General features: G+C 44.3%; 23 protein-coding genes. 16 read left to right on the plus strand and 7 right to left on the minus strand.

The window, feature by feature from the left end:
- Nucleotides 1-175: 175 nt before the first annotated feature.
- From FC07_RS08140 to lrgB, 8 genes are all read left to right on the plus strand, one after another.
- Nucleotides 176-547 (plus strand): GntR family transcriptional regulator, encoded by a 372-nt coding sequence (locus FC07_RS08140; RefSeq protein ID WP_057904627.1) that lies wholly within the window; start codon nucleotides 176-178, stop codon nucleotides 545-547.
- Entirely contained in the window at nucleotides 540-1,265 is a 726-nt protein-coding gene (locus FC07_RS08145; RefSeq protein WP_057904628.1) for an ABC transporter ATP-binding protein, read from the plus strand. Before FC07_RS08140 ends, FC07_RS08145 begins: the two co-directional genes overlap by 8 nt.
- Nucleotides 1,252-2,022: a hypothetical protein gene (locus FC07_RS08150; protein WP_057904629.1), complete on the plus strand. Its 771-nt coding sequence runs from the start codon at nucleotides 1,252-1,254 to the stop codon at nucleotides 2,020-2,022. The genes FC07_RS08145 and FC07_RS08150 overlap by 14 nt, the downstream gene beginning before the upstream one ends.
- Before the next feature lie 83 nt (nucleotides 2,023-2,105).
- Nucleotides 2,106-3,311, plus strand: a complete 1,206-nt coding sequence (locus FC07_RS08155; RefSeq protein ID WP_235807481.1) for an MFS transporter — start codon at nucleotides 2,106-2,108, stop codon at nucleotides 3,309-3,311.
- A gap of 244 nt (nucleotides 3,312-3,555) precedes the next feature.
- Nucleotides 3,556-5,322, plus strand: coding sequence for a sensor histidine kinase (locus tag FC07_RS08160; protein ID WP_057904646.1), 1,767 nt, complete (start codon nucleotides 3,556-3,558; stop codon nucleotides 5,320-5,322).
- A complete protein-coding gene (locus tag FC07_RS08165; protein ID WP_057904631.1) occupies nucleotides 5,303-6,013 on the plus strand; it encodes a LytR/AlgR family response regulator transcription factor in 711 nt (236 codons plus the stop codon). The genes FC07_RS08160 and FC07_RS08165 overlap by 20 nt, the downstream gene beginning before the upstream one ends.
- Before the next feature lie 130 nt (nucleotides 6,014-6,143).
- The gene (locus tag FC07_RS08170) at nucleotides 6,144-6,608 is read left to right on the plus strand and encodes a CidA/LrgA family protein (protein WP_057904632.1); all 465 of its coding nucleotides are present in this window, start codon (nucleotides 6,144-6,146) and stop codon (nucleotides 6,606-6,608) included.
- Nucleotides 6,609-6,610: 2 nt separating this feature from the next.
- Nucleotides 6,611-7,339, plus strand: coding sequence for an antiholin-like protein LrgB (gene lrgB, locus FC07_RS08175; RefSeq protein ID WP_057904633.1), 729 nt, complete (start codon nucleotides 6,611-6,613; stop codon nucleotides 7,337-7,339).
- Between the two features lie 48 nt (nucleotides 7,340-7,387).
- On the opposite strand, the gene FC07_RS08180 is transcribed toward lrgB, so the two are convergent.
- From FC07_RS08180 to FC07_RS08190, 3 genes are all read right to left on the minus strand, one after another.
- Nucleotides 7,388-8,047: an HAD family hydrolase gene (locus FC07_RS08180; protein WP_057904634.1), complete on the minus strand. Its 660-nt coding sequence runs from the start codon at nucleotides 8,045-8,047 to the stop codon at nucleotides 7,388-7,390.
- Nucleotides 8,048-8,063: 16 nt separating this feature from the next.
- Nucleotides 8,064-8,720, minus strand: a complete 657-nt coding sequence (locus FC07_RS08185; protein ID WP_155797807.1) for a DUF6198 family protein — start codon at nucleotides 8,718-8,720, stop codon at nucleotides 8,064-8,066.
- Nucleotides 8,721-8,835: 115 nt separating this feature from the next.
- The gene (locus FC07_RS08190; RefSeq protein WP_057904635.1) at nucleotides 8,836-9,891 is read right to left on the minus strand and encodes a D-alanine--D-alanine ligase family protein; all 1,056 of its coding nucleotides are present in this window, start codon (nucleotides 9,889-9,891) and stop codon (nucleotides 8,836-8,838) included.
- 198 nt (nucleotides 9,892-10,089) lie between these two features.
- Here FC07_RS08190 and FC07_RS08195 point away from each other — a divergent pair, with 198 nt between their 5' ends.
- Both FC07_RS08195 and lepB read left to right on the plus strand, forming a co-directional pair.
- Entirely contained in the window at nucleotides 10,090-10,989 is a 900-nt protein-coding gene (locus FC07_RS08195; RefSeq protein WP_057904636.1) for a LysR family transcriptional regulator, read from the plus strand.
- A gap of 90 nt (nucleotides 10,990-11,079) precedes the next feature.
- Entirely contained in the window at nucleotides 11,080-11,625 is a 546-nt protein-coding gene (gene lepB, locus FC07_RS08200) for a signal peptidase I (protein WP_057904637.1), read from the plus strand.
- 45 nt (nucleotides 11,626-11,670) lie between these two features.
- Here the strand turns inward: lepB and FC07_RS08205 are convergent, their stop codons facing one another.
- Nucleotides 11,671-12,432 carry a threonine/serine exporter family protein gene (locus tag FC07_RS08205; RefSeq protein ID WP_057904638.1) on the minus strand — a complete coding sequence of 254 codons (762 nt, stop codon included), beginning with the start codon at nucleotides 12,430-12,432 and terminating at the stop codon, nucleotides 11,671-11,673.
- 379 nt (nucleotides 12,433-12,811) lie between these two features.
- Here FC07_RS08205 and FC07_RS08210 point away from each other — a divergent pair, with 379 nt between their 5' ends.
- A complete protein-coding gene (locus FC07_RS08210; RefSeq protein WP_057904639.1) occupies nucleotides 12,812-13,492 on the plus strand; it encodes a hypothetical protein in 681 nt (226 codons plus the stop codon).
- Nucleotides 13,493-13,533: 41 nt separating this feature from the next.
- Here FC07_RS08210 and FC07_RS08215 read toward each other — a convergent pair whose 3' ends face one another.
- Nucleotides 13,534-14,754 carry an MFS transporter gene (locus FC07_RS08215; protein ID WP_057904640.1) on the minus strand — a complete coding sequence of 407 codons (1,221 nt, stop codon included), beginning with the start codon at nucleotides 14,752-14,754 and terminating at the stop codon, nucleotides 13,534-13,536.
- A gap of 98 nt (nucleotides 14,755-14,852) precedes the next feature.
- Nucleotides 14,853-15,377 (minus strand): transcription repressor NadR, encoded by a 525-nt coding sequence (locus tag FC07_RS08220; RefSeq protein ID WP_057904641.1) that lies wholly within the window; start codon nucleotides 15,375-15,377, stop codon nucleotides 14,853-14,855.
- A 731-nt stretch (nucleotides 15,378-16,108) separates the two neighbouring features.
- On the opposite strand from FC07_RS08220, the gene FC07_RS08225 reads away from it, so the two are divergent.
- The 5 genes from FC07_RS08225 (at nucleotide 16,109) to FC07_RS08245 (ending at nucleotide 20,204) form a co-directional block, all read left to right on the plus strand.
- On the plus strand, nucleotides 16,109-17,149 hold the full coding sequence (locus FC07_RS08225; RefSeq protein WP_083483254.1) for a LacI family DNA-binding transcriptional regulator: 1,041 nt from the start codon (nucleotides 16,109-16,111) through the stop codon (nucleotides 17,147-17,149).
- A gap of 391 nt (nucleotides 17,150-17,540) precedes the next feature.
- Complete coding sequence (locus FC07_RS16300) at nucleotides 17,541-18,530, plus strand: MFS transporter (protein ID WP_057904643.1); 990 nt, start codon at nucleotides 17,541-17,543, stop codon at nucleotides 18,528-18,530.
- The gene (locus tag FC07_RS16305; RefSeq protein ID WP_057904644.1) at nucleotides 18,496-19,026 is read left to right on the plus strand and encodes an MFS transporter; all 531 of its coding nucleotides are present in this window, start codon (nucleotides 18,496-18,498) and stop codon (nucleotides 19,024-19,026) included. The genes FC07_RS16300 and FC07_RS16305 overlap by 35 nt, the downstream gene beginning before the upstream one ends.
- Nucleotides 19,027-19,273: 247 nt before the next feature.
- Nucleotides 19,274-19,927, plus strand: coding sequence for a hypothetical protein (locus FC07_RS08240; RefSeq protein ID WP_235807483.1), 654 nt, complete (start codon nucleotides 19,274-19,276; stop codon nucleotides 19,925-19,927).
- A 52-nt stretch (nucleotides 19,928-19,979) separates the two neighbouring features.
- Nucleotides 19,980-20,204: a hypothetical protein gene (locus tag FC07_RS08245; RefSeq protein WP_057904645.1), complete on the plus strand. Its 225-nt coding sequence runs from the start codon at nucleotides 19,980-19,982 to the stop codon at nucleotides 20,202-20,204.
- A 96-nt stretch (nucleotides 20,205-20,300) separates the two neighbouring features.
- Here FC07_RS08245 and FC07_RS08250 read toward each other — a convergent pair.
- Nucleotides 20,301-21,542, minus strand: a 1,242-nt coding sequence (locus tag FC07_RS08250) for a Cna B-type domain-containing protein (RefSeq protein ID WP_157050138.1), incomplete at its 5' end; no start/stop codon positions are given.

The following is a 21,542-nucleotide window of genomic DNA, read 5'->3' on the forward strand; positions in this document are numbered from 1 at the left end:
GGTGAATCATAATTCCGTCAAATTACGATTCACCACCAATGTTAGACTGTTTTTTTACGAAAAATTTTCGTGACGCTAGCAATTGGGTGTACAGAACTGGTTTCACGTGAGTTGCTTTTTTGAAATGAAATGTTATACTGTAATAGTTAACTAATACAGTAGTGAGGTGAAATCAATGGAATTCGACGACAAGCTGCCCATCTACTATCAGATCAAACAATATTTTTACCACGAAATCATCGTTGGACGGCTGGCTTTAGGCGCAAAATTACCGTCGGTGCGGCAGATTGCAGTGGCTTTAACGGTGAATGTTAATACCGTCCAGCGGGCCTTAGCCGAGATGGAAACTGAAAAAGTTATTACGTCTCAGCGAGGCAAAGGTAATTTTGTAACGGAGGATGTGCAACGGGTGCTGAAATTGAAGGAACAATTGATTCAAGTGCAACTGAAACAATTGTATGAAGAATTGAAGGCGTTGAATATTGGTGACGATGGGATGGTTACTTATTTAAAGCAGTACATTGAAATGAGGCGAGAGAATGACTGATGGGTTACAGATTCAAGGGTTAGTGTATAAGAAAAATTGGCACACGATTTTACAAGATATTAATTTAACCGTGGCACCAGGGAAGATCGTCGGTTTATTAGGTGAAAATGGTGCCGGGAAAACCACTTTAATGCGCCTGATTGCCGGTGTAGCAAAGGCCAATCAAGGTCAGATCAGCATCAATGGCGCAACTACAGCGGCCACTAAGAAACAGGCAGTTAGTTTTAGTACGGCATTAGATGGCTTTCCTAAAAGTACCGTGCTTAAAAAAATCGTGACCTTTTACCAAACGGTTTATCCTGATTTTGCGCTGGATAAATACCAAGAATTAGCAGCGTTTCTTAAAATTAATAACCAACAAAAATTAAGTGAGCTTTCTAAAGGGATGCGGGAAAAGCTGGTGATTGCACTGACGTTGGCGCGTCAAACGCAGCTTTATTTATTAGATGAACCTTTCAGCGGGATCGATAGTATGAGTCGTAAAGGCATCATTCAGAGTATTATCCAATGGAAGGCCCCGACCGCCACCATGCTGATCAGTGATCATTATGTGGCTGAGATCGCTTCGATTTTAGATGATGTGATCATTATCAAGGATAAAACGGTTTATACGCATCAAGCAGCAGATACGATTCGTGCAGAATATGGGCAAAGCATTGAAGCTTACTATGAAAGTGCGTACCAAGAACAGGAGGCAATCGATCATGACAGCAACTAGCCAGCTTTGGAAGGCCTTGTGGCGGCCAAAATTTAAAATGAGTAATCAGTTTTTATTACTGATTGCCACTGCAACGCTTTTAAGCACGTTGTACGTCTTTGTGAAAGGCGATTTAACCCGGGACATCTTTTTTGGAATGTTTGCCGGTTGGTCGATTTTTGTGATTTTTATATCCTACTTCGTTTTAGCCCGTCAAAACGAACGGGTTAATATTGAGGTGACTTATCGCTTGATCCCAGTGCCTGAATATAAGTTGTATCTGGTGAATTTAGGCACGTCATTAGTGGCCTGGCTGTATCAAATGCTAGTGGTCTTTGTTGCTTTAGTGGTGATGACCAGCATTGCGTTAAGAACGTTGGACTGGCATCAGATTTTTGGAATCGATCATCTGCAAGTGACCATGACACCAGGCATCAATGACATCGCCGCGATTGCAGGCCTGATTCTCGTGATGTTAGGCGCAATTTTGTGGGCCTGGTCTGCCATTTCACTGGAACATTTATTGACCGAATGGATCACAGATTACTTACCTGCCACGCGGCAAAAGGCTGTTAAAGGCATTGTCTATATTGTACTCATTTGGGCGGGTATCAAGTTACTCGCAACAATTTCCCATCAATTGAATCATTTTCTCCACTTTGCGTTTGATCAAAGCATCTTGCCATTTTATGTGAGTGCAGGCTATTTATTCTTATTATTGATCATCACCGTGATCGTCAATATTTATTTACTGAAACGCTGGGTTGAAGCGAAATAAGTACTGAATCCTAACCGCCAACAGGTGATTAGGATTTTTTTGGTGTAAAATAAGCTTAAAAATGGTGAAAGAGGGTTTAAATCGTGCATGACTTACCACAGTGGCGCAAAAACGTGTATGCGTTATGGTTAGGTAACTTTATTACAGGCGCCGGTGCCAGTATGAGCTTGCCGTTTTTGCCGTTGTTTATTAGTGAAATGGGCCATTTTCCAAAATGGGAACTGACGCTATATGCCGGTGTTGCTTATGCGGCCACCTTTTTAAGTCAGGCCATTGTCTCGCCGCTTTGGGGCAAACTAGCTGATCGCACAGGGCGCAAACCCATGTTAATGCGGGCGGCCTTAGGCATGACGGTGACAGCAACTTTAACAGGGGCAGCCACCAATGTGTGGCTGTTAATTGGGATGCGCACTTTACAAGGTGCTTTTTCGGGTTACATTAATAATGCGTATGCGTTAATTGCCAGTGAAGTGCCGGATACGGAAAGCGGTAAAACCATGGGCACCTTAACCACAGGCGCTGTCGGTGGGCAGCTGGTGGGACCGGTGATCGGCGGTTATATTGCCGGTTTGTTTGGCTACCGGATTCCCTTTTATATGTTTGGGGGCCTGATGTTGATCGCCGCCATCACCACTTATCTTTTTGTAAAAGAAAACTTTACGCCACAACCGAAGCAGGCCCAAGCCAGCCACGAAAGCGCGTTTGCTCACATTAAAGCCGTGCGGATCATTTGGGCCATGATTTTATCGTCTTTGCTCATTCAAGCTGCCACAGCTTCCATTAATCCGATTATCAGTTTGTTTGTTAAAGAACTGATGCACAATCATGGCAATATTGCGTTAGTCAGTGGGGTCATTGCGGCATTACCAGGGATCGCCACGTTGATTGCAGCGCCACGGCTGGGACAATTAGGCGATCACATTGGGCCACAGCGGGTCTTGATTGCCGGGCTGATTTTCTGCGCCTGTGTCTTTTTGCCGATGTTTTTTGTCACCACCGTGTTTGCGTTAGGAGCGTTGCGTTTTCTGGTTGGCATTTCAGATGCAGCGCTGTTGCCTGTGACGCAGACGGTGATGACGTTAAACACACCTAACGAAGCGATTAGTCGGATCTTTAGTTATAACCAGTCAGCGCAAGCCATTGGCAACGTGATTGGCCCGCTATTGGCATCAGGGGTCGCCGGGCTCTTGGATTACCGCTATGTCTTCTTGATGACCACGATTTTAGTATTGATCAATTTGGCGATCGTGATGACGGCTTACCACAAACAAACGCCAAAATCCGCTTAAGAAAACGCTTGCAAAAAAATAGTAATGCGCTATAATAATGTTTGTAGACATAATAGTTAATCAATTTCCTTTCATCTTCAGGATATCAAAAATCATGCTCGATATTCTATAAACGGCTAGTCCCCAACCAGGCTAGCTTTTTTTGTGCCCTTTTTTAACCAGTGTGTCGCGTTGACAAAGCATTGCCGATTGCATGCTGGTGCACATGTGCTAAGCTTATGGGCAAGGGGGAATGGGGATGCAAATGTTAAACTTGGCGTTGCTGATGTTAGAACGGGTGGGAATCGTCATTATTTTGGCGTTTTTGTTGGTTAATGTGCGCCCGTTTCGGCAATTGTTATTTGAGCAACGGACGGTGGCCAATCAATTAAAGCTGATTTTGATCTTTGCTTTCTTTGCGATCATCGCTAATTTAACCGGGGTTGAAGTGAATGCCCATAATCAATTGGTCACCACGGGTATTTTGTTAAATGTGCCGCATCAAAATTCAGTTGCCAACACGCGCCTTTTGGCAGTAACCGTTTCTGGTGTGGTTGGTGGCCCAGCAGTTGGGGCTGTCGTTGGGCTGATTGCCGGGGGCCATCGGGTGTTGCAAGGCGGCTTAGCCGCTTGGTTTTATATTCCCAGCTCTGTTTTGATCGGGGCCTTGGCCGGCAGAATGTATCAGCGCCAAACCGTTCAGCGCAAGCGGGTGCTGTTTATGAGTCCGGTGCAAGGGATTGTGGTCGGTTTTGTGATGGAAGCCATTCAAATGCTCTTTATTTTGTTATTTAGTCCAACGGGGTGGGAATTGGTTAAATTAATCGCCTTACCCATGATGACCATTAATGCCGTGGGCACGTTTATTTTTTTGTCCATTATTCAGTTGTTTTTGAATCAAGAACAGGAAATGCGGGCCATGCAAACCCATGATGTACTGGCGTTAGCCGATCAGACCTTGCCTTATTTTCGGGCCGGGTTAAATGGCGAATCTGCGCAACCTGTGGCCAGTATTATTCAACGGTATACGAATTTTTCAGCGATTAGTTTGACCAGTACCGATAAAATCTTAGCGCATGTTGGTGCTGGCAGTGATCATCATGTGGCCGGGGCCAACATTGTCACCCGCCTGTCAACCGAGGCCATTGCCAATAATGAAATTCGGATTGCGCATAGTAAGCGGGAAATTGGCTGTTCCCAGGCAGATTGTCCCTTGGCGGGTGCCATTGTCATTCCGTTAGATGTTGATGGAAAAGTAGTGGGCACGTTGAAAATGTATGCGACGGATGCGGCGTTTATCACCCCAGTTGAAGAACAATTGGCCCAAGGGTTAGGGTCGATTTTTTCCAGTCAAATTGCGTTAGGTGCCGCCGAAAATCAGTCTAAATTGGTGAAAGATGCAGAAATCAAATCACTACAAGCACAGATCAATCCGCATTTTTTCTTCAACGCTATGAATACGATTTCAGCAACCATGCGCCACGACACAGAAAAAGCGCGCCAGTTATTGGTGCAACTGAGTACTTATTTTCGGTCCAATTTAATCGGTGTACGGGAAACAGAGATCACGTTGGCCCAAGAGCGGGCACAAGTCCAGGCTTATTTAACCCTTGAACAAACCCGTTTTCCAGATAAATACCAGATCGATTTTGAAAATCAGGCCAGTACCAGTGCCTTATTGCCACCCTTTACCATCCAAGTTTTAGTGGAAAATGCGATCAAACACGCTTTTGCTGGTAAAAAACAAGATAACCACATTCAAATTCGCATTACGGTCGCAGGCGCGATGTTGCAGATTCAGGTTAGTGATAATGGCAGTGGCATTGATCCAGCTGTGATGTCACAGTTAGGCCAGCAAACGGTCCCTTCTGAACAAGGGAGCGGCACAGCATTATATAATTTAAATCAGCGTCTGATCGGATTGTACGGGCCAGCAAGTGGGTTACAATTTCAATCAAATCCAACAGGCACGACGGTGACAACACAAATACCATTAAAGGGGGCCAAGCCGCATGCAAGTCTTGATCGTTGATGATGAACCTTTAGCACGCGAAGAACTGCAGTATTTATTAACGCAAAATCAACAAGTGACTCAAATTTTTGAAGCCGATAGTATCGAAAGTGCCCTGCAACAATTAATGGGCCACCACATTGATTTGGTCTTCTTGGACATTCAGTTAGGGGATGAAAATGGGTTTACGTTGGCCAAACAGTTAAAGGCCATTGCCGCGCAGCCGCGGATTATTTTCGCCACGGCTTACGACCAGTATGCTTTAGATGCATTTAATGCCAATGCGCTGGATTATATTTTAAAACCGTTTGAACAGGCACGGGTGGATGAGGCCGTCCAAAAAGGGTTACAAAATCGGCCAGTGTCAGCGCCACAGCAAACGTACAACCCACGTTTGGCAGTGACGATTGATGATAAAACACAGGTGATCAATAAAGCGGATATTATAACGGTTTCAGTTGATCAAGGGGTGTTAACGTTGCGGACGGCAAGCGGTGATTATCAAAGTCGGCAAACACTCAGCCATTTGCGGCAGCAATTAGACCCTCAAAAGTTTATGCAAGTTCATCGCAGCTATTTGGTGAATTTGGATCAAGTTGACCAAACAGAACCAAGCTTCAATCATACCTATCAATTAACCATGCGCAATGGTGATAAAATTCCAGTTGGCCGTGCTTTTGTGGCTGCGATGAAGGCAGCGTTGGGCATGTAAGGGTCGTTAAGCGCGGCCTCAGGGTCATTGACTGGCTCATTTGGCTATTTAAGCGTGAAAAGTCTCACAAACAACGATTTTTGGCTAGAATAAGCATTAAGATCGTTACTTCAGATAGGGGGATTTCATCATGCGTCAAAAAAAACCAGTTCAGGATCAACCAAAAGCCGCACCAATTTTAGCTCAAATGGGGATTTTTGCAGCTGTCTTGTTTGTTTCGAGTCTGATCTCGCCACTGTTTCCGGCAAGTTTTCCAGTCCCAACGCCTGTGATTGGGCTGATTTTACTGTATTTGCTACTGACCTTTCATGTAATCAAATTGGAATGGGTTGATGGCTTTGGCAGCTTTTTAATTGGTTTGATTGCATTTTTGTTTGTCCCATCAGGAATTTCGCTCGCAACTAGTCTTGATATTATGGCAAAATCTGGGGTTCAAATTGTAACGGTTGTGATCATCTCAACTGTGCTGATGTTGGTGATCACCGCCTATACCGCACGCTTATTGATCTTCTTGCATCAAAAGCTTAAGCAGTTTAGCACAACAGAACACCGGCAAAATAAGACCCGGTTACTGCTTAAGAAAGGGGGCATCTAGTCATGACAGCCGCACTTTCGCAGCCCTTATTTGGGATTTTCTTATCACTAGGTGTGTTCTTAATTGGCCAGTGGCTCTTTAAACTTGGCAAAGGTTTCTTCTTATTTCAACCATTATTTGTCGGCATGGTGCTGGGCATCATCGTTTTGGTGATCATGGGGAAAGTCATGGGGACCTCGACTGCAACCGTCTATACGAAGTTTTATAAGCCAGGTGGTGACATTATTTTCTGGTTTTTAAATCCAGCGACGATTGCTTTTGCGATTCCACTGTATAAACGCAACGATATTGTGAAAAAGTATTGGGTCGAAGTGGTGTTGGCACTGGTGATTGGCTCAATGGTATCACTATTTTGTATTTACTATGTGGCCAAAGGTTTTGGTCTGGATCAGGCGTCCATTGCTGCCATGTTGCCGCAAGCCGCAACAACAGCCATTGCCCTACCCATCTCAACAGCAATCGGGGGCAATGCATCCATTACGGCCATGGCTGTGATTTTAAACGCCGTGATTATTTACGCCTTAGGGGATTGGCTGATCAAACGGTTCCACCTGAATCAGTCTAAAGTTGGCGTTGGCCTGGGCTTAGGCACAGCAGGCCATACTGTTGGCTCCGCAAAGGCCTTAGAATTAGGTTCCGTTCAGGGGTCAATGGCCTCAATTGCCGTCGTGATCATTGGTGTAGTGGTCGACTTAGTGGTCCCATCCGTTGCGCATTTATTAGGGGTTTAAATTAAAAAATCTGTCTGCACTGATCAATGTGCGGGCAGATTTTTTGAGTTACCATTTTGAAATGACATCGGGGACGCGGGTTAAATCAGGCAAGGTTACTGTCGGTTGGTATTCTGGCAGGGCCGTTAAGCCTGCCCGATTGATCCAAATACGGCGCCAACCTAATGTTTGACAAGGCACCATGTCCCACCAATAGCCCATGGCAATGTGCGTATGATCGTGATGGTCCAAGTCCAATTTATTCGCAACGTACTCAAAAAATTTCAGGTTAGGCTTGTAACAATGCGTGTCTTTTGCCAAAATCACGTCTGTGACAGCGTGCTGCAAGTGATCCAAGTTATGCGTCATAAAAATTGGATCTGTGTTAGACATAATGTAGATTTGGTGCCCTTGCGCCAACAATTTTTTCAATGTGGCAACCACTTCAGGATGGGGTTTTAATTGGCGGTAAGCCTCAAAAACAGTTTCAATGTGGTTTTGAAATAATTGGCCAGTGCGTAATTCCATATCCAGATAGGCTAAATTTTGCTGAATCAATTCTGGGTACGGGCGGAAAGCTTCACCGTACATTAAACGATCTTCGTAAGTGCTGTACAAAAAGGCCGCTTGCTGGGGGTCCACTTGATGGGTACTGGCAATGTGTTGGATACAGTCCGTAATGGCTTGCATGTCAACTAAGGTGTCGTAACAGTCAAAGGTTAAAATCATCTAAAATCCCTACTTTCTATAAATCAACATGGTGTTTCAAACGCTGGAACACATGCCGATCAGACCAAGCCATTAACGCGCCTTGAGCCGTTAGGGCAACGAGGGTGCCAAAACCGATGGCTTGTAGTTGACCGGTAGCCACAAAGGCGGCGATGGTTAGTGCTACTGGTGGCGTATAACTTAACCATTGGCCGAGAATCGCTGAACCATGTAGGTATTTAAACCGAAGGATATAGGCAAAGTCATCATTTGGATGCATGATCAAGTTAGCGCGTTGGTAAATCGAAACGGCTGCTGAAACGATAAAAATGCCCAGCACGTCCAGTAACAGTCGCACGATTAAATTGGCTTGCGGTACCCCGATCTGACGCCAGAAAAAGGTCATTAAGGCCACTAAATAGCTAAAAGGGAACGCAAATAATAAGTTTGAGATCAGGCGTCGTTGATCGAAATGACCGAGTAACAACTGATTGGTAATGGTAATGACGATGCCGTAAAGCAATAAGGTGGTGCCTAATGAAATATGCCACCAGTTGGCCAAATTAACGGATGAGCCAGTCCACACAGCACTGCCCATCGCAGTGGCAATGGTAAGCCCGTTACCGGTAGCGTTCATTAAAATAGACAGGCCTAAAAAACCGAGGCGCTGTTTGAAATCGGGAATGTGTCTCACGTGACGAACCTTCTTTGATGAGCTTTACTGTTTATTCTAGTGAACCAGGTTGAAAAAACAAGTTTTCGCATCAAAAAAACACCTGAAGCCTGCGCTTCAAGTGTTTTGCGGTTGCTTAGGCTTCTTCCTGTTCGTAAAGGGCCACTTTACTTTGCACAATCTCTTCAACTAAGTCAGCGTAGGAGATGCCAGCAGCGGCCGCTTCTTGTGGCAGTAAGGAGAGTGGGGTCATGCCAGGCAAGGAGTTCACTTCGATCACATAGATGCCTTCATCGTTGGCGAAGAAATCGATGCGACCATAGTTCTTCATTTTCAGAACTTTGAACGTTTTCAAAGCAATCTGTTTCATTTCATCATGCGCGGCTTCAGAGAAGTCTGCAGGTGGTGTGACAAAGGTTGTTTTATTATCTTGGAATTTATGCTCGAAATCGTACCAACCATCATTGACTTTGATTTCAATGGCTGGCATGGCAACACCATTCACCACACCCATTGAAAATTCCCGACCTGAAATGAATTCTTCAATTAAGACTTCACTGTCAAAGCGGAAAGCTTCTTTTAAGGCAGCGTCAAGTTCATCATCGTTATGGGCAAAACTCATCCCAATGGAAGAACCGCCTTGGGTTGGCTTCACAACAACGGGATAACCGAAATCAAAATCAGGGCGTTGCGTGTCAGCTTGATAAGCCATGACAAAACGCGCCGTTTTAATGTGGTTAAACAACATGATCTCTTTTGAGATCTGTTTGTCCATGGCCATCCCAGATGCCAACGTGTCGCTACCGGTGTAACGAATGCTAAAGGTATCTAAAACGGCTTGAACTTTCCCATTTTCACCATCTTCGCCATGCAAGCCGAGAAAAACAATGTCAGCTGCTTGGCAGATCTTGATCACGTTAGGGCCAAATAATCCTTTTGTACCGTCGGTTCGCAGGGCATCAATATCAGCATCAGTTAAAATTGCATCACTAATCTGTTTAGGTTGTGGTGCAGGCTTACGATCAAAAACATCATCAACGTTTTGCACGTCACTTAGAGCGTCCCCTAAGAACAAGTCGATTAAAACGGCTTGATGACCTTTCTCACGTAATGCACTGGTGATCATGGCGCCGGATGACAGCGAAACGTTCCGTTCGGGACTACGACCTCCTGCTAATACAACAATTTTCATAATATAAAAGCCTCCGTATTTTTATAGAACCCTAAGTATAGCATGTAAAGCTTAATTTGGCTACAAAGAAAGCGCCTTCACAAAGGCAAACCTTAAAAATAGGCGCTGAGATTATTTTGTGCTAAAATGAAATTTATTCATGGTGTTTAAGTTGACATGAGTCACTATTAAACGAACTTTGAAACGGAGGGCGTCACAATGTCCACTTTTTCGTACGAGGTTTTTCACGCTGTTGTCAGTCATAAAACATTTTATCAAGCGGCGGTGGCGTTAAATGTCACGCCTAGTGCCGTCAGCCATTCAATCAATCAATTGGAAACAGAATTAGGGTTTCCCGTTTTTATTCGCAACCGAACAGGCGTTGAACTAACCAGTGATGGTGCACGCATCCTACCGTTGATCCAACAAATTTTGAATACGGAAGAACAGCTGCGCCAAGAAGCAGCGAGTATTAATGGTTTGAATACGGGGTCGATTCGGTTAGCAGCGTTTAGTTCAGTGTGTATTAACTGGTTGCCGCCGATTATTCAGGATTTTAAAAAACGGTACCCTAAGATTGAGATTTCCTTGGTACAAAAGAGTAACTTCAATCAAATTGCCAATCAAGTCAAAGTGGGCTCAGTGGATCTCGGCTTTACGGCCTTGCCATTAAATGAGAAATTACCGGTGAAGCCGTTGATCAAGGATCGGATCTATTGTTTAACCCCTAAGGACTTTGTACCGAAAAATAAAACGTATATTACAGCTGAAGATGTGGCGGGTGAAAATTTTATTTTGCAACAAACCGATTACGACAAAGATACCAAGCGGGCGCTGGATCAATATGCGGTGCGGCCAAATGCGATTCGGTATAGTATTGATGACCAATCGATCGTTGCGATGGTAGAAAGTGGGTTAGGCATGGGTATCTTACCAGAACTGGCATTACAAAATTTGTCAGGTACGCATGTCAACGTTTACCCATTCGATCAAGACTTTTTCCGGACCATTGCGCTGATCACCAATAAAGTCCAGGTCAAGGCGCCTTCAACTCGGAAAATGATCCAAGTGATCACGGATTATATTCAAACCCGATATCCTAAGAATCTATTAGCTTAATTGGACTTGTAAAAGTAGCATGAACAGCTTAGAATTGAAACACAGGTGAAGAATACTTCTTATCATGTAACCAGCGGAGGGTTTATTTTCATGAGTGAAACTGTAAAATCATGGTTATGGTTTGTGGTCGATATTGTGATCGTCGGGATCGTTGTCCTGATCTTAAATACGTTTTTGATTGCCAACCATAATGTCGATGGGCCATCAATGGAACCGAATTTTATGAATAATGATCGGGTAATTGTTTGGCGGCATGCCAAGTTAAGTCGTGGCGATGTTGTGATCTTACATGCACCGGATGGCTCTTTATATATTAAACGGATCGTTGGGATGCCTGGGGATACCGTTGAATCCAAAAATGATACGATGTATATCAATGGTAAAAAATATGCGGAGCCTTATTTGAAAGACTATAAGGCTCAACAAGCTGCCAACAATGATGGTTTATTTACGGCTGATTTTTCATTACAAAGCTTGTTCAAACGCAAAACGGTGCCAAAGGGTGAATACTTTGTGATGGGTGACAATCGGCCAATCTCAAAGGATAGCCGGATGATCGGCTTTATCCCACGCAGTAAGATTCAAGGCCAAGTGGTTTGGCGTTATTGGCCCGTTAATAAAATGAGCGTCTACTAAGCACATCAAAAAGTGGCTTGTCCAGATTTGGGCAAGCCACTTTTTCTATGTGATCAAATGATAAAAACTTAAGGTCAGGCCAACACCCAATGAAATGCACAAAGACGTCACCACAGCATTGATCATTTGCGCCGTACCAGACGTGTAATCTGCGCTGAAAATATAGCGAATGGCGTTAACGATTGCAACGCCAGGAACTAGACACATAATGCCGCCGACAATCAAACTGTTAAGCCGGAGTAACGGCAACCCTTGCACGAATAAACAAGCGGCTGCTGTGACCACCATGCTTTCAGTGGTAATGGAAGCAATCTGTGACATGTGTAAATGGGGTACGACCAGTAAACTATAGGCCGCCAAAATCAGACCAAGCACAAATGCCCCACAAGAATCCCAAAAAGTACCGCCAAAGACGTAACAAAAGCTGGCACTGCCTAGGGCATAGGCAATGAATTGGAGGCGTAGGGACGTATAGCTGCGGCGCTTAATGTAGTAAAGCCGTCGTTGGGCCGCTTCAGGGGTGATCTCGTGTTCGGATAACTCCCGAGATAAGGTATTGATGGCGTCAATCCGCCCTAACGAAATGGTTGCAATCGGGACTGCCCGGGCCCGGGCCTCCACAATGTGGTCATTACAACGGGCCGTGAGAAAAATCCCGTTGATCATAATAAAATCATCAAATTCTTTTAGGTCTAGGGCTGCCGCGGCGTGGCGGACGACTGATTCGACTCGCTTGATCTCCGCACCATTTTCCAACATCATTTCACCCATATCATAAATCAAGTCAAAGCGATCACGTTCGTTCAAAACGACACCCCCTGTAGCTATTTTCAAGTCAACTATACGCTAAGTAACAGTGGTGTTGTCAACTACATTTTAGCGTAACGGATAATAATTTCTTAGCAAAGCATTCATGCAAGGATTACAAAGCCATCACACTTTATTCACAACTTCCCGATATAGTTATAAGCATAGAAAGTTACTTAAAAAGCTTAACTTTCCGAATTGAATTAAACTTTTTCATTCACTCCTCCATAATAGTGAAGAATGGCAACATCGATCCCCCAATCGATGTTGCACCCAACTCCTTTTTTCCGTCGTGTCCCCCAAGCACGGCGGTTTTTTTGTGCTGGTACAGATTTGATTATTTGCTATAATAGACCTAAACCATTTCAAGGGGGAAACGATGGTGGGGTTTATGCTACTAGGATTTAGTTTGGCCAGTTTGCGGACCAGTTTGTGGTTACGAGAACTGTTCATCGTGCTACTGATTGTGATCACATTAGCCATTTTTTATCGACGCTACGTGTTTTACGCGCGGCAGGACACCGAGGATCCGCGGCGGCGACGCAGTCATTTAGACAATACCGTCTTTTTTACCCGCTGGGTGTTGATTGGACTGGTGTTAGTGTTAGTCGGGACAGTAACCTATGATCGGGTTTTACCCCATTGGGGATTCGGGGCGACTACGACAACGGTGGCTGAAAAGGCGCCTGTCAAGCAGGCTAAAAAGGCGAAAGTTGCTGCTTCAAGTCACTCAAGCGCTAAAAAGGTCAGTGTTGCATCAAAAGTGTCAACAACCACTCAAAAAACAAAAACGACTCAAAAGACGAAAAAAACGACAAAAAAATCAACTCAGAAGACTCAGTCAGTGACAGCGCAACGAGCTGTCGCAATCGTTCAAAAGTATTATAAGCACCATCCATCAACGGTTCATGATACCTCTTCCGTCACCTATGATTTTGTTCAAGAAACACGAGATGACAATGGCAGTCTTGTTTACGAAGTTGGCGGTTATGACGCGAATCAACAACAGATTCATGATTATGAAGTTCATCAAGATGGTAAGTTTGATGTTAATTATTAAACTAAAAAAGACCGCGAAGGTCTTTTTTAGTTTGGGAACGTTTAGGCGTTGTGAACCGTTGTATCTAATGTTTGGCCCATGGTTTCTTGGCCTAAAGTTAAAATGGCTAGGACTGCAATGATGATTGCCACACAGAAAATACCGAAAATAACCGTGAAGCTAACTCCTTTTGCAATCAGGCTCCCGACCATAATCGGGCCTAAAATACCGCCGATTCGCCCGACACCAGCCGCAATGCCCGTACCAGTCCCGCGAATGACCAGTGGGTATTGTTCTGGTGAATAGGCGTAAAGCGTGCCCCAAGCACCTAAGTTAAAGAAGGACAGCAGCATCCCAGATATGAGGAGCACACTTAAGCTTGTGGCATTCCCAAAGGACAAGGCGCTTAGCGCGGTTCCTAATAAGAATAAGGCCAGTACCCAACGGCGGCCCAGCTTTTCAACCAACCAAGCTGCTACAAAGTAGCCTGGTAATTGCGCTAAGGTCATGATCAAGGTATAGCCAAAACTGTTGATCATGCTAAACCCTTTTAGTACCAAGACACTGGGTAACCAAAGGAACATGCCGTAGTAGGAAAAGACCACCATAAACCAGACGATCCAGAGCATGAGCGTTGCTTTGACATAAGGCTTTTTCCAAAGATCGGCGATTGCGGCGCCTAAGGCCGGCCGCTTGCCAAGTTCACGTTGGACGTAGGCTTGTGATTCGTGTAACCCATAACGCAGGTATAAGGCGTAAAAAGCGGTTAATGCGGACCCTAATAAAGCGATGCGCCAGCCCCAAGTGGGAATCACAAAGTAAGACACCAACGCAGCGACTAGCCAACCGCCAGCCCAAAAGCTTTCTAGCAAAACAACGGTTCGGCCACGTTTGGCAACCGGTACATTTTCGGAAACCAAGGTGGATGCCACTGGTAATTCGCCACCTAAGCCGGCACCAACGAAGAATCGTAAGACTAGAAAAAGTGTATAGCCAGTGGTTAAAGCCGATAAGCCTGTTCCCACTGAGAAGAATAATAGCGTGATGATCAAGACGTCTTTACGACCGTAGCGGTCAGCCAAGATTCCAAACGTGATTGCGCCGACTGCCATCCCAATGGAACTGACACTGCCGATCCACCCCATTTGAACTTCAGATAAATGCCACTCTGGCTTTAAAGCAGCAATGATAAACGATAACATCCCAACATCCATTGCATCAAAAAGCCAGGCCAAACCTGCGACGGTGAGCAGGCGTTTACTGGACTGTTGCTGATTGAACATAAAAAAACCCCCAATAGTTATGTCGATTTACTGTCAAGACATATATTGAGGATAAGTAAACACCATTTACACAATTGTGTCAAGACACAGTAGGCCGCCTAATTTAAAGGTTCGTATAGAATGCCAACAACACGTAGTGCATTTTTGATGTTTTTTAATTGTTCATCAGTTTGATAGGTAATCGTGTGTAAATGGACACCGTTGGTTAAAACGGCCAATGGATGCCCGTCAAAGTGCCGTAATTGTTGTAAAAAGTTCTGAATATCACTGTGGGTGCGAATCGCTAATTGCCCTCGTAATTGGCCGTAAAGGGGATGATCGACTGACACATCAACCACTGTACCACCATTGTTGATGATCAACGTTAATTCTTGCTCGATCTCGTCTGGTTCATGCCGGCACACGATCACCGCCTGATGGGCTTGATTTGTATCTTCTTGGTATTCGTAACCACGTGGTGTGGCAATGATCTTAGCTCCTAAAGCACGCATTAAGGCAATATCACCAACAACCGTTTGGCGACTAACGCCGAATTTTTTAGCAAATGCACTTGCACTAATTGGTTTTTGACTTGTTGATAATGCAGCACGAATTTGAACTTTACGCTCGTTTCCTGAAAGCATCATTTTTCACCTTCTAAAAAGATTTGATGTACCTTTGCTAACGCAAAGGTCTTATTACCGAAGGATGACCATTCCAGCGGGTGAAGCCCACCACGATGGAAGCATGGCCCTTCTAAAAAGATTTAAGGATAAAGTTTGCATCGCAAACTTGTGATAACCGAAGGATGACCATTCTTGTGGGGGGAGTTCACCCCGCAAGAAACATGGCCCTTCTAAAAGATTTGAAAATCTTGCAGCCGTCAATTGGAAACAAAGGAACTCATCTGATCAGCGTCGTTTATACAATGCAAATCGACGGGTCAATGTGCCTAATGCGGCATTAATAGAAGCTGCCAAGACAGCTGTTCTTTCAGTTTAGCACAAGTCGTGTCTTTGAAACGTAAATTTAAATGAGATTGGTTGGAATTGGTAAAGGCCGTGTCTTTAACAGGTGAAGTGTTGGTCTTGCAGTCGTTGAGTTTGCTGTGCGCAATCTAAGGGGACAACAGTAAAACCCCCTAAGACGTTGCGGCCTTAGGGGGTTTTAGAACAGATTTCGACACGTCAATGTAAAAATCGCTTAGTAAACATTTACTAACCAAAATTGTACCATAACTTGTCACTTTAACAAACGTTATGTCTTTAAAAAAACAAGTATTCTGGTTAACTCTTTTTTAATGTGAATTTTGACAAACTACGTTAAACGCCTACTAAACATGGTACAATAAATAAAATAATAATGAGAAAGGGTGATGACTGTGACAAGTATTCGTGAAGTAGCCAAAGCTGCTGGCACATCATTCGCCACTGTTTCGCGTGTTTTAAATCACGACGCATCGTTTTCAGTTAGCTCAGAAACGGCAACGCGTGTATGGACCACTGCGGAACGATTGGGTTATTTGAAGCCAAGTCCATTGTCGCAGACGATTCAAATTGTGACGACGCAAACCCATGCGATGGAAATCAATGATCCTTATTTTCGAGCCATTCGTTTAGCACTTGAAGGTCAGGTCACGCAACAACAGTTAAAAATTGGGACCACAATACGGATCAATCAACAAACATCGCTGCCATCATTGCAACCACTGGCAAAATGTGGTGGTGTGATTGTCATTGGTGGGTTTACGCAGCAAGCATTGCAAAAACTTGCAGCACTTAATCATAATTTAGTGGTGATCGATGACCCTTACTTACCGCCCATGTTAGACGGGGTTTATGCGGACCTATTTGGGTTTACGCAACGTTTGGTCACACAGCTGTATCAGCACTTTTTAGGGCCAATTGCGTTTGTTGGTGGCCGTCGTGCTGTAACGGAATTGAATGGTAAACAAGTTGTTGATGATCAAGAAGTACGTTATCAGGCCTATTTACAGGCCACAAAGGCGGCAAAACAGCCGGCATTGGCCTATTTAGATGGTTGGGCAGCGCAGTCTGGTGAAGCGGCGGCAGCTTGGTTTTTACAACAAAAGTCGCGGCCTAAAGTTGTCGTTGTTGCAAGCGATCCACTTGCAATTGGTTTCATACATCGTCTATTTGGACAATTAACACCGCAAGAATTTCCAAAGGTCGTTAGTTTTGATGATTCTGAAATGGCGGCTTACACAACACCTAGTTTATCGTCCGTTAAAATTCCGGTCACATTATTTGGGATCAATGCGATTCGTTTGTTATCAGAGAAGATGGCGGGAACGCGTGAATTTGCCACCCGTGTGGTGTTAGAGCCAAAGCTCATTTATCGAGATAGTTTATTGGCAACAGATACTGTGTCAAATGAAGGACAAGCGAAAGCGTAAAGACAACTTAGAACTTAAGGTTGGACAATGAAAGTTCATAAAAGGCAGGCTAAGACTCTGAGTGAAGAATCTTGGCCTGCCTTTTGTGATACGAACGGCTTAAACCAGCTTATTTTTAGGGGTTTTACGGTTTGCAGAATAGGCTGAAAGCCAAAATTATGCTAAAATAAACTATTTACTAAATGGAGCCATGCTTTCATCGAGGTGGGTTTCGCCCGATGGAATGGTCATCCTTCGGAAATAAGATTTTGCGGCAGCAAAATAGTCCTTAGAGTAGTTAGAAGGAGCCATGTGTCCTGCGGCGTGGGTTGACGCCACAAGACTGGCCAACCTTCGGAAATGAGATTTTGCGGCAGCAAAATAGTCCTTAAAGCAGTTAGAAGGTAAGACAATGCGCAAGCAATTCAGCCAGAACAGCTGGTTTTACGCTTTAGGTGGTATTGGGCGTGATATGGCCGCAGCTGGTTTATTTTTAAATTATTTATTACCCTATGCATTAGTAACAAAAAACTTGTCCCAACAGGCTTTTTTAGGGCTGTCAGGGATCATGGCTTGCGGTCGTTTGCTAGAAGCCGTTTTGGATCCGCTAATGGGGAGCGTCTTAGATAATACGCAAACGCGCTGGGGGCCGTTCAAACCCTGGTTACTCATAGGTACCCTTGGGACGGCGATCACGATTGTAATCAGTTTTAGTAATCAGTGGCAAGGTGGTGCTTATTTAGTTGCTTTCAGTATCCTTTATTTAGGATTTGATATTTTTTTTACCATGAATGATGTCACTTATTGGGCGATACTGCCGACGTTATCTAGTGATCAGCACGAGCGCAATTGGGTAACGAGTTTAAGTGCTTTAATGGCAGGGGTTGGCGCATTTTTAACCAATTTACTTGTGCCATTTTTAACGATTGGATCGCATGCTTGGGGTGGTAATGCGATTACAGGTTATGCCCGGGTAGCCGTTGCGTTTACGTTCGTGTTGCTATTTTGTCAGAGCCTGGTTTTATTTGGGGTGCACCAGCATCCCATGAGTCGGCACAAGCAACGCCGAGCGCAGCAATTGTGGCGTCAGGTTTATCAAACCTTTCGTCAAAATGATCAAATTCGCTGGAACGCCTTGTTACTGTTGCTGTATATGGGGGTTAATACTTGTTCGACAATGGTATTGCCTTTTTACTTGTATCTCAGATTTGGCTATTCAGGGCTTTGGCCAATGATCGTGACGGCGCTTGGTCAGGTTGCAACGGCTGGTTTATACCTTTTTTTCAATCGGATTGCCAACCGCTATGCGCGTAAAACGCTGATTCACTGTGCAACGTTATTAGATGTGGGGGGGGTACGCTGCATTATTGCTACTTGGTTTATTGGTGCCACCGCAGTTTAAAGGACTAGGAATCGGTTTGATCGCAATCTTTAACATTTTACCAACTTTAGGGAATGGCCTTTATTTGTTAGTTTTAGTCATCAATATTGCGAATACAGTCGAGTATCAACAATGGTTAACAGGGGAACGTCATGAAGGTATTTTACTATCGGTTAGGCCATTGATGACTAAAATTGGGATGGCCGTGGGGCAACTAAGTGGGATGCTAATTTTCCAATTAACGGGCACGCTCGCTTTAACGCAAAAAATAGCCAAAATTGAACGCTTAGCTGCAAGTAATCAGTTAGCGCCAATTTTAAAACAACAAATGATCACTAACATATTGCAAAACGGTACTGGTGCGCGTGTAACGGGTCTTTTAATCTGTTGGACCCTCGTCCCCTTATTTGGAATCGTCGGCATCACCTGGCTTGCTGATCATCATTTAACAATTGATGAAAAGCGTTATGATAGCATCCGTGATGCGCTTGAAACAACACGATATCAGTCGTCGTAACTGATGTCGCCGCTTCAATGAATAAAAGCCGACAATGCTGGTTGCAATTGGAAGGCTAACCCTAGAAATGGGTTAGCCTTTTTTTAGTACAACCAAGTTTTGCGTGCAGGCCTAATTGCGGCTTTCTTTTTGGATGGGAAGATGCTATGCTATTAATAATAAACGTTTACTAAACAAAAAGCGAAGATGATTTTTAAGTGAAATCGGGTTCAACGGTTAATTTTTAGAGAAAGGTCGGATCGGTTAAATGCACTACATTGATATAACAGGTCAGCGTTTCGGTAAGTTAGTGGCACAAACGTGTGGTAGCCCTGATCGTCAGGGGAATATGTTGTGGCATTGTACTTGTGATTGTGGGCGAACATTGTTGGTGAGCGGGACAAATTTACGTCAAGGACGTCAAAAAAGTTGTGGTCAGTGTGGCAGTTTACGGCTGATTGATTTAACGGGTCAACGCTTTGGTCGATTGGTCGTTATGAAACGTTCCACTCAGCGCAGTGCGAATGGTAATGCCTTATGGCAGTGTCGCTGTGATTGCGGCAAGCAGGTCGTTGTTGATAGTCAGCGTTTGCGCAAGCATATCACGCGTAGTTGTGGCTGCTTGCGCAATGAGTTGGCTAAAAAACGGTCCTATCATAATGCCGCTTTTCGAAAAACACAGGGGAACATTAGCCGATTGAAAGATGCAAATGGTGTGTTTTTTTGTTCGACTAAAAAAACAAAACGAAATCGTACAGGTGTGATTGGCGTTTCATTCGATCAACATAGTGGCCGATATGTTGCACGGTTGCGCTATCGGGGACAGTATGTTTTGAATCAGACAGCAGCAACTTTACAAGAGGCGGCTACATTACGCCATCGAGCTGAGTTGAAGTATTTTAAACCATCAACCACAGATTAGCGGCATGGTCGATGACGATCTCAGATTACAAAATGTAAGGCGTGAATGCTAAATGGATCACATGATTAAAAAGTATCAATTAAATCGCGTTCGCAGTGAAGTGTTAGGCCGATTAGGGGACGATTATTTTGAACATATCGGTTGCCAGCATCAGCTAGGGACGCAGTCGTTGAACTGCAAACTTTGCGCTCGTTTTTTGAAGGACCAATCAGATTATCATTCAGTAGAACATTTAATGAACGATTTGCAAAGTGATGCGTCATTAAGCGAATCCTGATGACGTTATGTCGGCGCACAAAAATGAGTCTTGAAACGATTATTTCGTTTCAAGACTCATTTTTTGATACTGATTGCTAAACTTTATTGCAGTCGTTTATTTATTTTTGAAACGTTTCTTCACTACATAACCTGTGACGCAAGCAAGTATTAAAATACCGATTATAGTTAGGGTGAAGGTACGTTGTTCACCAGTTTGAGGCAAGAAATGGTGCTTTACCAGCCAATGGGTGATCTTTTTGTGAATGACCGCCAGTGAATGGCCTGGGTTCGTTGGTTTTTCTGACTCAGTTGGTGTATGTGAGTTGGTAATGATGATATTGCCAGATGTGTTATCCTGAACGGTTGCAGTATACCCTTTGAGAGCGGTCGTTTCCCGAACGGTATAACGCATGGTTTGACCATTGCGCTTTGCAGCTAAGTTGGTCCAAGTGTAAGTCCAATCAGCAGTTGCCGTTAAGTCCACCGGCTCGCCTGACTTTTTGCCATTGGCATAAAGCTGAACTTGTAAGTGGTTGGGACGCAAGCCATCTTGATCTTGACCATCATTCCACTGTTTCGTGACGGTGACACTGGTTTTACCTGGGGTATAGTGGTTGATCAATTGATCAGCCTTGATCTCAGTTGTATAGTTTTTAACGGTGTCTTCCGTAATTGTATAGTTGATTTTCTGCCCGTTTTGATACTCGGGTAAATTAGAAAATTCGTAGTGCCAGTCATCTGAAGCCGTGACTTTTTTCTCAGCAACAGGCTGACCGTCGGCTAATAAATGAATCGTGATGGCCTTTGGTCGCACGCCGTCTTGATTGTCATGGTCGGCCCAAGTTTTGGTGCCTTTAACGCTAGTCACAGCCGGTTGATGGGTATTGGTAATAACGATATTACCAGTGTTTTGGTCGTCGACCTGTGTGGTATAACCAGGTGTCTTTTGAGTTTCTTTAACGGTATAGCTGATTTTTTGCCCATTTTGATTAACGGCTAAGTCGGTCCAAGTATGGGTCCAATCAGCGGTTGCCGTTAAGTCTACCGGTTCGCCTGACTTTTTGCCATTGGCATAAAGCTGAACTTGCAAGTTGTTCGGGCGTAAGCCATCTTGATCTTGCCCATCGTTCCAGTGCTTTGTAACCGTAACGCTGGTTGTTTTAGGCGTATAACGATTCTTGATCTGCGTACCGTTTATTTCAGTTGTGTAGTTTGGTACCGTATCTTCCGTAATTGTATAGTTGATTTTCTGCCCGTTTTGATACTTGGGGAGCTCAGAAAATTGATAGTGCCAATCATCGGAAGCCGTGACTTTTTTCTCAGCAACAGGCTGACCGTCGGCTAATAAATGAATCGT

The sequence above is a fragment of the Loigolactobacillus bifermentans DSM 20003 genome (genome assembly GCF_001434575.1).
GTDB lineage: Bacteria > Bacillota > Bacilli > Lactobacillales > Lactobacillaceae > Loigolactobacillus > Loigolactobacillus bifermentans.

Coding starts and splice junctions, on each gene's coding strand:
- FC07_RS08140 (WP_057904627.1), top strand. CDS start 176: ATGGAATTCGACGACAAGCTGCCCATCTACTATCAGATCAAACAATAT.
- FC07_RS08145 (WP_057904628.1), top strand. CDS start 540: ATGACTGATGGGTTACAGATTCAAGGGTTAGTGTATAAGAAAAATTGG.
- FC07_RS08150 (WP_057904629.1), top strand. CDS start 1,252: ATGACAGCAACTAGCCAGCTTTGGAAGGCCTTGTGGCGGCCAAAATTT.
- FC07_RS08160 (WP_057904646.1), top strand. CDS start 3,556: ATGTTAAACTTGGCGTTGCTGATGTTAGAACGGGTGGGAATCGTCATT.
- FC07_RS08165 (WP_057904631.1), top strand. CDS start 5,303: ATGCAAGTCTTGATCGTTGATGATGAACCTTTAGCACGCGAAGAACTG.
- FC07_RS08170 (WP_057904632.1), top strand. CDS start 6,144: ATGCGTCAAAAAAAACCAGTTCAGGATCAACCAAAAGCCGCACCAATT.
- lrgB (WP_057904633.1), top strand. CDS start 6,611: ATGACAGCCGCACTTTCGCAGCCCTTATTTGGGATTTTCTTATCACTA.
- FC07_RS08180 (WP_057904634.1), bottom strand. CDS start 8,047: ATGATTTTAACCTTTGACTGTTACGACACCTTAGTTGACATGCAAGCC.
- FC07_RS08190 (WP_057904635.1), bottom strand. CDS start 9,891: ATGAAAATTGTTGTATTAGCAGGAGGTCGTAGTCCCGAACGGAACGTT.
- FC07_RS08195 (WP_057904636.1), top strand. CDS start 10,090: ATGTCCACTTTTTCGTACGAGGTTTTTCACGCTGTTGTCAGTCATAAA.
- lepB (WP_057904637.1), top strand. CDS start 11,080: ATGAGTGAAACTGTAAAATCATGGTTATGGTTTGTGGTCGATATTGTG.
- FC07_RS08210 (WP_057904639.1), top strand. CDS start 12,812: ATGGTGGGGTTTATGCTACTAGGATTTAGTTTGGCCAGTTTGCGGACC.
- FC07_RS08215 (WP_057904640.1), bottom strand. CDS start 14,754: ATGTTCAATCAGCAACAGTCCAGTAAACGCCTGCTCACCGTCGCAGGT.
- FC07_RS08220 (WP_057904641.1), bottom strand. CDS start 15,377: ATGCTTTCAGGAAACGAGCGTAAAGTTCAAATTCGTGCTGCATTATCA.
- FC07_RS08225 (WP_083483254.1), top strand. CDS start 16,109: ATGACTGTGACAAGTATTCGTGAAGTAGCCAAAGCTGCTGGCACATCA.
- FC07_RS16300 (WP_057904643.1), top strand. CDS start 17,541: ATGCGCAAGCAATTCAGCCAGAACAGCTGGTTTTACGCTTTAGGTGGT.
- FC07_RS08240 (WP_235807483.1), top strand. CDS start 19,274: ATGCACTACATTGATATAACAGGTCAGCGTTTCGGTAAGTTAGTGGCA.
- FC07_RS08245 (WP_057904645.1), top strand. CDS start 19,980: ATGGATCACATGATTAAAAAGTATCAATTAAATCGCGTTCGCAGTGAA.